This is a genomic window from Kistimonas scapharcae (assembly GCF_039540975.1).
Lineage (GTDB): Bacteria > Pseudomonadota > Gammaproteobacteria > Pseudomonadales > Endozoicomonadaceae > Kistimonas > Kistimonas scapharcae.
Genome location: NZ_BAABFL010000089.1, coordinates 24,666 through 39,705 on the forward strand (window position 1 = coordinate 24,666; position 15,040 = coordinate 39,705).

Sequence of the window (15,040 nt, forward strand, 5' to 3'; positions counted from 1 at the left end):
ACGACCAAACCAACCTGTGATACCCTGATTCGAGTAATCGAACAACGCTCACTTCAATCATTCATAGCGATAATGCTGGACCATGGCTGGCCTGATACCCCAACATTTCATTGATGACCTGCTGGCTCGAACCGATATCGTTGACGTTATCAACGACCGCGTCCCCCTGAAAAAGGCAGGACGCAACCATCAGGCCTGCTGTCCATTCCACAAGGAAAAAACGCCCTCCTTTACTGTCAGCCAGGAAAAACAGTTTTATTACTGCTTTGGCTGTGGCGCGAGCGGAAATGCCCTGGGTTTCATCATGGACCTGGAGCACCTGGATTTCCCCGTCGCCGTTGAACAGCTGGCCAGCCGCCTTGGTCTGGAGGTTCCCAGGGAAGATGGGGGCAAGCACCAACATACCAGCCCAAATCCTGCCTATGAATTACTCACCAAAGCGGCGGATTATTACCAGGAGCAACTGAAGTCACACAGCGCTTCTGAACAGGCCATCAGCTACCTTCGCAACCGCGGTCTCGACGGTAAAACGGCCCGGCAGTTCAACATCGGCTTTGCACCTCCCGGCTGGGACAATCTGCTCAAAACCCTGGGCACCACGCCAGAGCGGGAAAAGCTTCTTACCGATACCGGCATGCTGGTTGAGCATGAGGAAAAGAAAAGCCTGTATGACCGCTTTCGCCACCGCATCATGTTCCCGATTCGGGACCAGCGCGGACGCGTTATCGGCTTTGGCGGCCGCGTACTTGGCGATGAAAAACCTAAATATCTGAACTCCCCCGAATCGCCGGTATTCCATAAAGGCCAAGAACTCTACGGATTCTATGAAGCCCGGCAAGCCAACCGCGAACTGAAACAGATCATCGTCGTTGAAGGCTATATGGATGTTGTTGCCTTGGCGCAACAGGGCATTACCAACAGCGTGGCCACACTGGGCACCGCCACTACACGCGAACACCTCGAGAAACTGTTCAAACTGACCAGCCAGGTTGTTTTCTGTTTTGATGGTGACCAAGCCGGTAGAAAAGCTGCCTGGCGCGCACTGGAAAACACCTTGCCCGAAATGCACGACGGTAGACAGGTACGCTTCATGTTCCTGCCACAAGGCGAAGATCCGGATTCAATGGTACGACAGGAAGGTAAAGAGGCTTTCCTGAAACGGATTCACAATGAAGCACTGACACTGGACGACTACTTCTTCAAACAACTGGCCAACGAAGTCGACACAACAACACTGGATGGATGTGCGCGTCTGGCAAAAATGGCAGAACCGTATTTTCAACAACTGCCCGAAGGCAACTATAAGCACCTGCTCGACAAAAAAGCTGAAAAAACCATAGGCCTGAAATTATCCAGCGACACACCGGCACATTCGCAACAGTATGAACCTGCCTCCGAGTACGCACCCACATACCAGAACGACCCAAGAGACGCCTGGCAAGAGACACCTCAGACATTCAGCAGCAAAAAACTGTTTAACAAAGACAAACCCTGGCAGAAAAAACAGGAAGAGATCAGCACCCCGAAAATCAGCCTGCGCCTGCAGGATCGCGCCTTGCGCCATCTGTTGAACACGCCTTCGCTTGCAACTGAAATTAATGTTGAAACGCTGCGTAAAGACGACAGCGTTGATATGCAGCAATTTGTTAGCCTTGTGGAATCACTGCAAAACAATCCACAGCAAACCACTTATAAGCTTCTCGGTAGCTGGTATGGCACACAACTGGGGGCACGCATGACAGAGCTTCTGAAGAATGACATCCCCATAAGCAATCTCGCTCTACAAAAGGAAGAGTTTTGCCTGACCATTGCACGCCTGGAAGCGGATGTCATGAAGCGACTGGATACCCAGACCCTTAACCCGCTGGAGCAGTTGCGCCTGGCAGCTGAAAAAGCACGACAAAAAAAATCACAAAATACTTGAACTTCTGTTAAAGAATCCCCACTAACGACAGATATTGACTAATCTTTGTGCCGACGCTTTAGCATGACAGCCAAACGTGCAACAATAGCCTTCTGGCAACCTTATTCAGCCATCGGCCCGTGGAGTGGAGGCTCGACATGCAAAAATGGACGTTGATCACGAATACCTGCACAGGCCAATGCTTATGGCAGGCAACTTCACACATACGCTATAATTGACCGCTTACTGTCAAGCGCCGGCACCACACACATCGCTGTTATAGGGTTGATATGTCCGCAAATTCTCAACAACAATCCCGATTAAAAGAGCTCATCACCCGCGGCAAGGAGCAAGGCTACCTGACATACGCGGAAGTCAATGATCATCTGCCTGAGGATATTTCCGATCCGGATCAGGTCGAAGACATTATCCGCATGATCAATGACATGGGTATCCAGGTTTTCGAAACCGCTCCGGATGCTGATACCCTGATGATGAATGATAGCAGCGCTGACGCCGATGAAGCCGCTGCTGAAGAAGCCGCTGCCGCTCTGGCCGCCGTTGAGCAGGAAGCTGGCCGCACCACCGATCCCGTGCGCATGTACATGCGAGAAATGGGTACCGTCGAGCTGCTGACCCGGGAAGGCGAAATCAAGATCGCCAAGCGTATCGAAGAAGGCTTGCGGGAAGTCATGACCGCTTTGTCCAACTTCCCCGGTTCTGTTGAAACCGTACTGAATGAATATGATCGCATCGTCGAAGAAGAAGGCCGCCTCAGCGACCTCTTCAGTGGATATATTGATCCGGACGCTGAAGTTCAGCAAAGCACCCCTGAACCTGACCTGGACGATATCGACGCCAGTGACGACGACATCGAAGAAGAAGACGATGACGACGATAGCGATGATGAACAGGCATCCGGCCCCGACCCGGAAGAAGCCCGTGAACGCTTTACCGAACTCCGTAGCCAGCTGGAAAACGCCTTAAAGACGATTGAAGCCCATGGTCGTGATAGCAAGGAGGCCAAAGCCGCCCTTGCCGAAATGGCGACGGTTTTCATCCCAATCAAACTAGTTCCTCGCGTCTTTGACCTGCTGGTATTCCGTGTTCGCAATGCACTTGACCAGATCAAATTCAACGAGCGAACCGTCATGCAGCTTTGCATCCGCAAAGCCAAGATGCCGCGTAAGACCTTTATTGAAAAATTCCCGGGCAATGAAACCAACCTGAACTGGTTGGACGGCATTATTGCCGAAGGGCACGCGTATGCACCTGCACTGGAACAGTACCGTGTAGAAATCCTGCGCGCCCAGCGGAAACTCAAAGCTACCGGCGATGAGTTTGGCCTGTCGCTTTCTCAGATCAAGGACATCAACCGACAGATGTCTATTGGTGAGGCAAGAGCCCGCCGCGCCAAGAAAGAGATGGTTGAGGCTAACCTGCGGCTGGTTATCTCCATTGCCAAGAAGTACACCAACCGCGGCCTTCAATTCCTTGACCTGATCCAGGAAGGCAATATTGGCCTGATGAAAGCCGTCGACAAGTTCGAATACCGCCGTGGTTATAAGTTCTCCACTTACGCCACCTGGTGGATCCGCCAGGCTATCACCCGCTCCATCGCAGACCAGGCAAGAACCATCCGGATTCCGGTGCACATGATCGAAACGATCAACAAACTCAACCGGATTTCGCGCCAGATGCTGCAGGAAATGGGTCGCGAACCCACACCGGAAGAACTAGCCGAACGCATGGAAATGCCAGAGGACAAGATCCGCAAGGTCATGAAGATCGCCAAAGAACCGATCTCCATGGAAACGCCGATTGGTGACGATGAAGACTCCCACCTGGGCGACTTCATCGAAGACAGCAACATGGACTCGCCGATCGATTCCGCAACAGGCGAAGGCCTCAAGAATGCGACTCGCGATGTTTTGTCAGGACTGACCGCACGGGAAGCAAAGGTACTGCGCATGCGATTCGGCATCGACATGAATACCGACCATACGCTGGAGGAAGTTGGTAAACAGTTTGACGTTACCCGTGAACGGATCCGTCAGATTGAAGCCAAGGCCTTACGCAAACTGCGCCATCCGACACGCTCAGATCACCTGCGCAGCTTCCTCGACGAGTAACAACCATGGTATTTAATAAAAGCAGCGTTAACGTTGCTGCTTTTATCAGGAAATAAAAAAGGAGCCTTTCGGCTCCTTTTTTATTTCAGCATACTCAGGATTGCTGCTCCTTGGCGCGAGCCACTTCCTTCATGCTCAACTTGATACGACCACGTGCATCAACATCCATGACGATAACGTCGATTTGCTGACCGACCTTGAGGTAGTCATTCACATCGTTGACACGCTCTTCTGCAATCTGGGAGATGTGTACCAAACCATCCTGACCTGGGAGGATCGTGACAAATGCACCAAACTCCACGATACGGGTCACAGACCCCTGATAGATCTTACCGATTTCAGCTTCAGCGGTGACGCCGTAAACACGGTCATAAGCCGCCTGACAGGCTTCACGGGTATCCGCATAGATCTTGACCACACCAGCGTCATCGATATCAACAGATGCACCAGTGTCCTCACAGATGGAACGGATCGTAGAACCTCCCTTACCGATAACATCGCGAATCTTGTCAGTATCGATCTTGAGCGTCATAGTTGACGGTGCATTTTCAGACAGCTCAGGACGAGACTCACTGATTACCTGATTCATCTGGCTGAGAATGTGCAAACGAGCCTGCAGGGCCTGCTCCAGGGCGATATCCATGATCTCCTCGGTAATACCGTCGATCTTGATATCCATCTGCAGCGCAGTGACACCTTTAGCGGTACCCGCCACTTTGAAGTCCATATCACCCAAATGATCTTCATCACCCAGAATATCGGTCAGCACCGCAAAGCGCTCACCTTCCTTGATGAGCCCCATAGCAATACCCGCTACCGGCGCCTTCAGCGGCACCCCCGCATCCATTAACGCCAAGCTGGAACCACAAACTGAAGCCATGGAACTGGAACCATTGGATTCTGTGATTTCAGACACAACACGGATCGTGTAAGGGAATTCTTGATCATTTGGCAGCACAGCCTGAATACCACGACGCGCCAGACGACCATGACCGACCTCACGACGACCAACGCCACCCATACGACCACACTCACCCACAGAGAACGGAGGGAAGTTATAGTGCAGCATGAAAGGTTCGCGACGCTCACCTTCCAGGTAATCAACCAGCTGTGCGTCACGGGAGGTACCCATGGTTGTAGTCACGAGCGCCTGCGTCTCCCCACGGGTAAACAGTGCTGAACCGTGAGTTTTGGGCAAAACACCAACTTCAATGTGCAGCGGACGAACTGTCTTGGTATCTCGGCCATCAATACGCGGCTGACCATCCAGAACATTCTCCCGCACCAAGTTCTTTTCCAGGCTGGCGAATACCTTGCTGACGCTCTTCGCATCGGCCTGAGCCTCTTCACCACCGGCCAGCTCAGCAAGCGCCTCAGCACGCAGGGCAGCCAGCGCATCATTTCGCTTCTGCTTCTCGGCAACCTGGTAAGCTTCAGCAATACGCCCCAAATAAGCACCTTTGACACGCTCAATCAGCGTTGTGTCTTCAGCGGCAGGCTGCCAATCCCAGACAGGCTTACCAACCTCTGCGGCCAGTTCCTTGATCGCCTGAATCACCACTTGGTACTCCTGCTGCGCAAACAGTACCGCACCCAGCATTTCATCTTCAGTCAGCTCCTGAGCTTCTGACTCAACCATCAGGACAGCATCAGCAGTACCTGCAACTACCATGTCCAACTCGGACTCTTTTAGTTGCTCAAAGCTGGGATTCAGGATATAGCCTTCTTCTTCAGTAAAGCCAACGCGGGCAGCACCGATCGGGCCACCAAACGGAATACCGGAAATCGCCAGCGCAGCTGACGTGCCGATCATTGCCGCCATATCAGGATCATTCTTTTTATCCGTAGACAGAACGGTACAGATGACCTGCACTTCGTTCATGAACCCTTTGGGGAACAATGGACGGATAGGACGATCAATCAGGCGGGAGGTCAGGGTTTCTTTCTCACTGGGACGCCCTTCACGCTTCAAAAAGCCGCCGGGGATACGACCCGCAGCATAGGTTTTTTCCTGATAGTGAACACTCAGCGGGAAAAAGTCCTGCCCTTCCTTGGCTTCCTTGGCACCAACAACCGTTGTCAGTACAGACAGGTCGCCCATGGTCACCAAAACTGCACCAGATGCCTGGCGCGCAATGCGTCCTGTCTCCAGGATGACGTCGGTATCACCGAACTTAAACAGTTTTTTAACCGGATTCACGGTCATTTCCTTTTATCAATACAAGATACCGATTAACTCATCGAACTGTCGGTATACAGGATGCAATCCGGAAAGCTGCGTCACAGCACTCAGGATTGCACCCGATTCGTTCGATCAGTCTTGAGTCAATCTACCTCAACAAGAGAATAGCCAAAGGCCTACCTCTTTAGCTGACAAAGACCACGGTTACAGCGCATAATTGCAAGCACTGCCCGTCATCATATACGTCAAGCATACGAATTCTGCTTGCTATCGGAAACTACTGCAACCAACAAACAGAACAGGCACCGACACCTCAACAGGCTTTAGTACGCACACCTATCGGCGCCCCATACAAAAACACCGCTAAAAGCTCACCATTTGGCTGCTGATAGCGGTGCCAGCTACCTGTCAGACAGGTAGCAGAGAAAGCAACTCAGTCGTCGCGTAAGCAACAATTAGCGACGCAGACCCAGACGCTCGATCAGGGAACGGTAACGCTCAACATCCTTACCCTTCAGATAGCTCAGCAGGTTACGACGCTGGTTAACCATGCGAATCAGACCACGACGAGAGTGGTGATCGTGAATGTGGCTCTTGAAGTGAGACTGCAGACCTTCGATGTTGGCAGTCAGCAGGGCAACCTGCACTTCGGGAGAACCGGTATCACCTTCAGCGTGGCCGAATTCCTTAACGATTTCAGCTTTCTTTTCAGCAGACAGGGCCATGATAAAACTCCTGGTTAATATGCTATTTAACAAACTGGGGTTGACCGCGCATATTTACAGCCACCCTTCAGGAATCACCACAACGTGTTATTCCATGTAATTTCTCATGCAAGCCTATCGATGGCATAAGCCACCAAACTTCCCGCACCGAGAAAACGAAAGGCCGTATTCTATCTTTATACGGCCTTTTTATCACCCTGCAATTGTATCAGATGGTTACGCAATTGCTGTATGACTTTGTAAAGACCACAACGCCAGATTAATGCCGGCACAGTCAGTCACTAATCTTTCTGCTTGATCAAACGACGCGGTGCAACGAGCCCCTCATCAGTAATTTCACCGATACCTAGAAAAATATCCGGCGCATCTGACATCGAACGATAGATGCGAACAAATCCGGACGTGGGCGCCCGAGGCACCTGGATAGACTGCCCCTGCAAAAGGTAAAAGCTGCTGGCCTCTCCCAGTGCCACAGCCGGCATCTGACTAACTGCGCTGTCCTGAGACATAAGAAGATCATCCAGCCCCTTGTGGCCACCACCATCGCGCACCTGCTCCAGCGCTTCCAGCGTGAAGGAACCCTCTTCACAGTAAGGCCCCGCCTTCAAACGTCGCAAATCAATGATATGTGCACCACATCCCAGCATTTCACCAATATCCTCAACCAGCGTGCGGATATAGGTGCCTTTACTGCAATCCACCTCAAGCTCAATTTCATCACCACGAAAAGCGGTCATTGCCAACCGATAAATATTGATGGGACGGGCTTTACGCTCAACCTCAATACCTTCACGCGCGAGCTTGTACAAGGGCTGACCATTGTGCTTGATAGCAGAATACATGGAAGGAATCTGCTCACCAGGCCCTCGAAACTTCTCCAGCACCGCTTCAACATCACGCTCGGTGACTGCAACCGGACGCTCCTGGATCACCTCACCTTCAGAATCCCCCGTTGCCGTACGGATACCCAGCTTAGCAACAGTCCGATAACTTTTATCTGAATCCAGAAGATATTGAGAAAGCTTGGTCGCCTCTCCTAGGCAAACAGGTAAAACCCCCGTTGCCAAAGGATCGAGGCTTCCGGTATGACCAGCCTTCGCAGCACCATACAGGCGCTTCACACGCTGCAAAACATCGTTAGAAGAGGCACCGGTTGGCTTATCGATAATGACAATACCATTGACATCGCGCCCTCTGAACTTCCTACGCCTTGCCATCCGTAGCCTCCTCATCACTTACATCTACCTGCCGCTCGCCATCACGGGCGACCGCACTGTCAATCAATGAGGAAATGTAACTGCCACGTTCGATGGTTTCATCATAATGAAAACGCAGGGTGGGCACGAAACGAATCTGCATACGCTTGGCCAGCGTGCTACGCAGAAAGCCGGCCGCCTGCCTCAGCACATCCACAGCCTCATTCGTAGCCTTTTGACCATCCAGCCCAAGAAACGTGACATAGATGTCAGCAAACGCAAGATCCTTGCTAACGGTCACCGAACTAACTGTCACCATCCCCAGGCGAGGATCTTTCATTTCCAGTTGCAGAATACCTGCAAGCTCTCGCTGCATCTGGTCCGCAATACGCTGGGTACGACTGAATTCTCTTGGCATAAGTCTACTATATACAAACAATCTGCAGGCAATCCGGACACTCCCTGACAATCAGCCTGCCAAATGACAGATCACTGTTATCCAAAACAACAGCAGCCTGCCTGCAAAGAAACAACATCCTGTCCTGCCCTGAAAAGCACAGAGCTAAAACACAAAAAGCTGCCGAACCCGAAAGTCCGGCAGCTCACCTTAACAAAGGATATTACAGGCTCCGTTCAACCTGGACAGACTTGTAAACCTCAATCTTGTCGCCGACCTTGACGTCATTGTAGTTCTTAACACCAATACCGCATTCCATGCCGTGTCGAACTTCCGCAACGTCATCCTTGAAGCGGCGCAATGACTCGAGCTCACCTTCGTAGATCACCACGTTTTCACGCAGTACGCGGATGCGTTCATTACGGTAGACGATACCTTCAATGACCATACAGCCGGCCACCGCACCAATCTTAGGCGCCTTAAAGACATCACGCACCTCGGCAACACCCACGATTTCTTCGCGGAAGGTAGCTTTGAGCATGCCAGTCAGCGCTTGCTTGACGTCATCAATGATGTCATAGATGACGCTGTAGTAGCGCAGATCCAGACCTTCAGCTTCCACAACACGACGTGCGGCAGAGTCAGCACGAACGTTGAAACCAACCAGAATCGCGTTGGACGCCAGCGCCAGGTTCGCGTCAGTTTCGGTCAGAGCACCTACGCCGCCGTAGATAACCTTAACGTCGACTTCTTCGTTGCCCTGCTCTTGCAGTGCGGCGGTGATCGCCTCCAGAGAACCACGGACATCGGTCTTGAGAACCACCTTAAGGGTTTTCTTCTCGTCAGAGCCCATATCCTTGAACATGTTCTCGAGCTTGGCCGCCTGCTGACGCGCCAGCTTCACTTCACGGAACTTGCCCTGACGGAACATGGCGATTTCACGCGCTTTGCGCTCATCCTGAACAACCAGCAGCTCATCACCCGCATCCGGCGTACCATCCAGGCCCAGAATCTCAACCGGGATGGAAGGACCAGCCTGCTCAATAGCCTTGCCATTTTCGTCCAGCAGCGCACGCACACGGCCATACTGCTGACCTACCAGCACGTTATCGCCACGGTTCAGCTGACCAGACTGCACCAGTACGGAGGCAACCGGACCGCGCCCTTTGTCCAGACGGGATTCAATGACCACACCACGAGCCGGACCTTCCGCCACAGCAGTCAGTTCCAGCATCTCAGATTGCAGCAGGACACTGTCCAGCAAATCTTCAATACCCATACCTGTATGGGCAGACACCGGTACAAACTGGACATCACCGCCCCAGTCTTCCGGAATAACATCCCGCTGAGCCAGTTCATTCTTCACGCGATCCGGATCGGCTTCGTGCTTATCCATCTTGTTGACGGCAACCACGATCGGTACACCCGCATCACGGGCGTGCTGAATCGCTTCTTCCGTCTGAGGCATAACACCATCGTCAGCCGCAACCACCAGGATAACGATATCCGTTGCCTGGGCACCACGGGCACGCATGGCGGTAAACGCTGCGTGGCCAGGAGTATCCAGGAAGGTGATCATGCCCTTGTCAGTCTGCACATGGTATGCACCGATATGCTGGGTAATACCACCGGCCTCACCAGACTGCACCCGGGATTTACGGATGTAATCAAGCAGCGAGGTCTTACCATGGTCAACATGGCCCATAACAGTTACAACCGGCGCACGAGAAATGCTTTCGCCCTGCGGTGCTGACAGCTCCTGCTCGAGGGTATCCTCAATCTGATCCGCCTTGACCAGCTTGACCTTATGCCCCATCTCTTCAACAACGATGGCGGCAGTATCCTGATCAATCACCTGGTTGATGGTCACCATGGTGCCAAGCTTGAACATGTACTTGACGACATCAGCGCCTTTGACGGCCATTTTCTGGGCCAAGTCACCGACGGTAATGGTTTCCGGGATCGAAACCTCACGCACGACTGGCGCAGTCGGCTTGGTAAAGCCGTGCTCCATGCCCGCAGACGGCTTAAACGGCTTGCGAGAAAGCGTCGGGCGACGGTCATCACGGCGATCCTTACGCCCCCCCTTACCCTTGGCACCGCGACCACGACGATCATCATCACGTTCATCATCACGCTCTTTCTTGCCACGCTTGCCTGGCGCGCCACGGCGATTGCCAGACTCCGCTTCCTGCAGCTTGGCCTGCTGATCAGCCTGACGACGCTCTTCTTCAGCCTTCAGTTTAGCTGCTTCATCCGCCTGACGACGACGCTCTTCTTCCTGACGCTCCGCATCTTCGCGACTACGCTGATTACGCGCCGTTGAACGAGCCTCTTTTTCAGCACGCAGACGCACACTATCTTCTTCGCGACGCGAGTCCTGCTGCCGACGCTGCTCATTCTCCTGCTCAGCAGCCTGCTCACTTTTCACGAAGGTGCGCTTCTTACGCACTTCAACGTTAACGATCTTGTTCTTGCCGGAACCGCCTGCCACCTTCATCTGGCTGACAGTCTTCCGCTTCAGGGTAATCTTGCTCGGCTCAGACACACGGGGGGCTTCACCATGCGCCTGCTTCAGGTAAGCAAGCAGGGCAGCTTTCTCATGATCCGATACGGTCTCACCAGGCTCTTTATGGGAAAGTCCTGCATCTTTCATTTGCTGCAGAAGTCGATCTACCGGAGCTCCGACCACTTCGGCAAGTTGTGCTACTGTTACATCTGCCATCTAACTTCTCCTCTAAAGTGGCCTGCTCAGTTCTCTTCTCCAAACCAGCAGATATTCCGCGCCTTCATGATCAACTCTCCGGCACGTTCCGCATCCAGTCCTTCGATCTCAAGAAGATCATCGGTTGCCTGCTCCGCCAGCTCTTCCAGCGAAGTCACACCACGGGATGCCAATTCAATGGCCAGAGGCTGTTCCATGCCATCAAGATTCAAGAGATCTTCGGCAGGCTGGGCACCCTTGAGTTTTTCTTCATCAGCAATCGCCTGAGCCAACAACTTGTCTTTAGCACGCTGACGTAGCTGGTTCACGATTTCTTCATCAAAACCGTCAATAGCCAGCATTTCCTCAAGAGGCACGTAGGCCACTTCTTCCAGGTTTGAAAAACCTTCTTCAACCAGAACCGCGGCCAGGTCCTGATCCACATCAAGCCATTCAACAAAACGATCAACCAGACGACCCGCTTCCTGGCTCTGTTTTTCCTGAGCAGCTTCCTCGGTCATTACATTCAATGTCCAGCCAGTGAGCTCACTGGCCAAGCGCACATTCTGACCACCACGACCGATCGCCTGGGCCAGATTATCTTCCGCTACCGCGATATCCATGGTGTGGTTATCTTCATCAACAACAATGGAAGCAACCTCAGCGGGCTGCATTGCATTGATGACCAGCTGCACCGGATTGTCATCCCAAAGGACAATATCAACACGTTCGTTCTGCAGCTCATTGGAGACTGCCTGAACCCGGGCACCACGCATACCGACGCAGGCACCCACCGGATCAATGCGCCCATCATTGGTTTTGACAGCAATCTTGGCACGAGATCCAGGATCACGGGCAGCAGCTCGAATTTCGATGACCTCTTCGGCAATCTCAGGCACTTCAATCCGAAACAGCTCTATCAGCATCTCGGGAGCAGTCCGGCTCAGCATCAGCTGAGGACCACGCCCCTCTTCTGAAATATGGCTCAGAAGGGCGCGAACATGAGCACCCATACGGAAACTTTCACGGGGAATGACCTGATCGCGGCGAAGGATACCCTCGGCGTTATTACCCAGATCAATGATATAGGTGTCACGGTTAGTTTTTTTAACCGTACCCGCAACCAGCTCACCGACTTTGTCACGGTAGGAATCAACGATCTGCCGGCGTTCAGCTTCACGTACTTTCTGAACAATCACCTGCTTGGCAGCCTGGGCGGCAATACGCCCAAAGGCAATGGACTCAACCGGCTCTTCCCAGACATCACCAATTTCCAGCGCTTCGTCCTTTTCCTTGCCTTCGTCAAGGGTCAGGTGAGCACCGGGAACCTCAAAATCCTCATCCGCCACAACAGTCCAGCGGCGGAACGTATCATAGTCGCCATTCAATCGATCAATGGCTACCCGGATATCGACTTCGGTTTCATAGCGCTTCTTGGTGGCTGCTGCCAACGCCACTTCAATGGCTTCAAAAATAACATCGGGCGGCACGCCCTTCTCATTGGAAACCGAGTCAACGACCAACAGGATCTCTTTGCTCATGCTCTGCCTCTCGTATCGATAAATCTGGTCATTCCTGTCGGGCCTGCGCCGTCATCGTCAGCCAGACACTTTATTAGAACTGAGGAACCACATGGGCTTTTTCAATGACATCCATGGGAAACAGGAATTCATGCCCTTCACAGACAATCACCACTTCGTCACCCTCGACGCCCTTGATCACCCCTTTGTACTTGCGTCGTCCTTCAAACGGAACCCGCAACCGCACATTGACCACCTGACCAACATGGCTCTCGTACTGAGCCAAGGTAAACAGGGGCCGATCAAGCCCAGGAGAAGACACTTCCAGCGTATACTCACCACTGATAGGGTCTTCAACATCCATCACAGCACTCAGCTGTCGACTGACTTTCTCGCAATCATCAACAGTAACGCCCTGCTCGGTATCGATATAGACCCGTAACAGGCTATGGCGCCCCTGCGCCAGGAGCTCGAGCCCCCAGAAGGTGCAGTCCTGCCCTTCGACGACTGGCTCGATCAGCTCGTGTAATACTTCCAGCTTGCTAGCCACTTACACCGCCCTCAGCAACTGACTGTGAACCCTGCCCGCCTCTTTACGCCCCCTGCGTCAGCAGACAGCCACAACCTTCGTGTTGCCAGAAACAGGCGACAATTTAAAGCAATAAAAAATGGGCTATATAGCCCATCCTGCGACCTTGCCCTCAGCAGGGACAACATGCGGATGTCCTGCTGCTGCGGCAACAGCTTATGCCTAGCAAAAAAGCCCCTATAACGAGGGGCTTTTCCACAATCTTGAAACTGATCCGGCATCTTATTGCCACAAGGGCAACCTACTTTGTTACGACACCTTACAATCAGCTCCTCTAAATGACTGATTAATTATATTGCCATATCACGGAATCGGTCAATTCAGCTGGCCGACACTCTGTCGACCACCCACAAATTCGCTGGTGCCGAAGGCGGGACTTGAACCCGCACGCTCATAGAGCACCACCCCCTCAAGATGGCGTGTCTACCAATTCCACCACTTCGGCTACATCTAAACTACAACCTTGGCAGACGCATCATGTCATTCAGTAGACTTCGACACATCTCCCTCAGAAGACGCGGCAGAGTCTATCATAGGGGCATTGGAAGAATCTACAGAAATTTCATCCACCATCGGCGCATCCGTATTCACCGCAGGCACTTCCTGATAGGTCTCAGTCACTTCTGCAGGTACGCCCAGATCCAGCATGGAATCCGCCTTCTGCTTGGCCAGCATCGCCAGGCCAAAGCTGGTCAGAAAGAAGACTGTCGCCAACGCGGCCGTCACACGACCGAGAAAGCTTGCCGAACCCTGGCTACCAAAAACAGTCTGAGAAGCACCACCACCAAAGGATGCACCGGTATCCGCCCCCTTACCCTGCTGCAGCAGCACGAGCGCCACCAGGGCAATAGCAATAATGACATGAATAATTAGAATCACTGTTTCCATCTAGATTTAACCTGCAGCTCTACAGATAGCAAGAAACTCTTCAGCCTTGAGCGATGCGCCACCCACCAGGGCGCCATCCACATCCAACTGACCTAAAATATCGACCGCATTCGACGCCTTGACGCTGCCACCATACAGAATACGGGTCCGCGCAGCCATGTCAGGGCAACGTTTTTCAAGCAATCCGCGAATTTCAGCATGCACATCCTGAGCCTGCTGCGGTGTCGCCGTTTTGCCCGTGCCTATCGCCCACACCGGCTCATAAGCAATCACGAAATCATTGAGTAAAGCCGCATCCACACCATCAAGCACCGCACCAAGCTGACGACTCACAACCGACATCGTCTCACCCCGCTCACGCTCTTCCAGTGTTTCACCGACACACAAAACCGGCACCAGATTCTGACCTGCAATCAGCGCAAACTTAGCTGCAACCACCGCATCCGACTCAGCATACAGCGCACGCCGCTCAGAGTGCCCCACCAACACATAGGCACACCCAAAATCCGCCGCCATAGCAACAGCCGTTTCTCCGGTATAAGCACCCGCTTCCCCCTCTTGCGTGCAGACATTCTGCACACCCCAGGCGACAGATGAACCATCCAGCGCGTCTTTTACCTGGGAAAGATAAATTGAGGGAGGAAAAACGGCTATCTCTGTTTTGTCACACCCTTCCGTCAGGCCAGCGGTCAGGCCATCCAAAAGCCCTGCAATCATGGTACGGGAACCATTCATCTTCCAGTTACCGGCAACCAACGGCTTGCGCATACTACACCTCGGTCAGAATGAAGGCTCGGAATGTTA

11 protein-coding genes and 1 tRNA gene are annotated in these 15,040 nt (G+C 52.8%); 2 read left to right on the top strand and 10 right to left on the bottom strand.

Going from position 1 to position 15,040, the window contains the following annotated elements; all coding sequences use genetic code 11:
* The first annotated feature begins 82 nt into the window (after window positions 1–82).
* Both dnaG and rpoD read left to right on the top strand, forming a co-directional pair.
* Window positions 83–1,924, top strand: coding sequence for a DNA primase (gene dnaG / locus ABD892_RS05330; RefSeq protein ID WP_345194363.1), 1,842 nt, complete (start codon window positions 83–85; stop codon window positions 1,922–1,924).
* 269 nt (window positions 1,925–2,193) lie between these two features.
* A complete protein-coding gene (gene rpoD, locus ABD892_RS05335; RefSeq protein WP_345194364.1) occupies window positions 2,194–4,035 on the top strand; it encodes an RNA polymerase sigma factor RpoD in 1,842 nt (613 codons plus the stop codon).
* Window positions 4,036–4,129: 94 nt separating this feature from the next.
* Here the strand turns inward: rpoD and pnp are convergent, their stop codons facing one another.
* The 10 genes from pnp to tpiA all read right to left on the bottom strand — a co-directional run bounded on the left by pnp (window position 4,130) and on the right by tpiA (window position 15,004).
* On the bottom strand, window positions 4,130–6,235 hold the full coding sequence (gene pnp / locus ABD892_RS05340) for a polyribonucleotide nucleotidyltransferase (RefSeq protein ID WP_345194365.1): 2,106 nt from the start codon (window positions 6,233–6,235) through the stop codon (window positions 4,130–4,132).
* A gap of 437 nt (window positions 6,236–6,672) precedes the next feature.
* Window positions 6,673–6,942, bottom strand: a complete 270-nt coding sequence (gene rpsO / locus ABD892_RS05345) for a 30S ribosomal protein S15 (RefSeq protein WP_345194366.1) — start codon at window positions 6,940–6,942, stop codon at window positions 6,673–6,675.
* 281 nt (window positions 6,943–7,223) lie between these two features.
* The gene (gene truB / locus ABD892_RS05350; protein WP_345194367.1) at window positions 7,224–8,159 is read right to left on the bottom strand and encodes a tRNA pseudouridine(55) synthase TruB; all 936 of its coding nucleotides are present in this window, start codon (window positions 8,157–8,159) and stop codon (window positions 7,224–7,226) included.
* The gene (rbfA, locus tag ABD892_RS05355; RefSeq protein ID WP_345194368.1) at window positions 8,146–8,556 is read right to left on the bottom strand and encodes a 30S ribosome-binding factor RbfA; all 411 of its coding nucleotides are present in this window, start codon (window positions 8,554–8,556) and stop codon (window positions 8,146–8,148) included. Before rbfA ends, truB begins: the two co-directional genes overlap by 14 nt.
* Before the next feature lie 202 nt (window positions 8,557–8,758).
* Window positions 8,759–11,260, bottom strand: a complete 2,502-nt coding sequence (gene infB, locus ABD892_RS05360) for a translation initiation factor IF-2 (protein ID WP_345194369.1) — start codon at window positions 11,258–11,260, stop codon at window positions 8,759–8,761.
* A 26-nt stretch (window positions 11,261–11,286) separates the two neighbouring features.
* Window positions 11,287–12,780, bottom strand: coding sequence for a transcription termination factor NusA (gene nusA / locus ABD892_RS05365; RefSeq protein WP_345194370.1), 1,494 nt, complete (start codon window positions 12,778–12,780; stop codon window positions 11,287–11,289).
* 73 nt (window positions 12,781–12,853) lie between these two features.
* Window positions 12,854–13,309 (bottom strand): ribosome maturation factor RimP, encoded by a 456-nt coding sequence (rimP, locus tag ABD892_RS05370; RefSeq protein WP_345194371.1) that lies wholly within the window; start codon window positions 13,307–13,309, stop codon window positions 12,854–12,856.
* Between the two features lie 398 nt (window positions 13,310–13,707).
* Window positions 13,708–13,793: transfer RNA gene (locus ABD892_RS05375), tRNA-Leu, on the bottom strand.
* Window positions 13,794–13,828: 35 nt separating this feature from the next.
* Window positions 13,829–14,236 (bottom strand): preprotein translocase subunit SecG, encoded by a 408-nt coding sequence (secG, locus tag ABD892_RS05380; protein ID WP_345194372.1) that lies wholly within the window; start codon window positions 14,234–14,236, stop codon window positions 13,829–13,831.
* A gap of 6 nt (window positions 14,237–14,242) precedes the next feature.
* A complete protein-coding gene (gene tpiA, locus ABD892_RS05385; RefSeq protein ID WP_345194373.1) occupies window positions 14,243–15,004 on the bottom strand; it encodes a triose-phosphate isomerase in 762 nt (253 codons plus the stop codon).
* Between the last annotated feature and the right edge of the window lie 36 nt (window positions 15,005–15,040).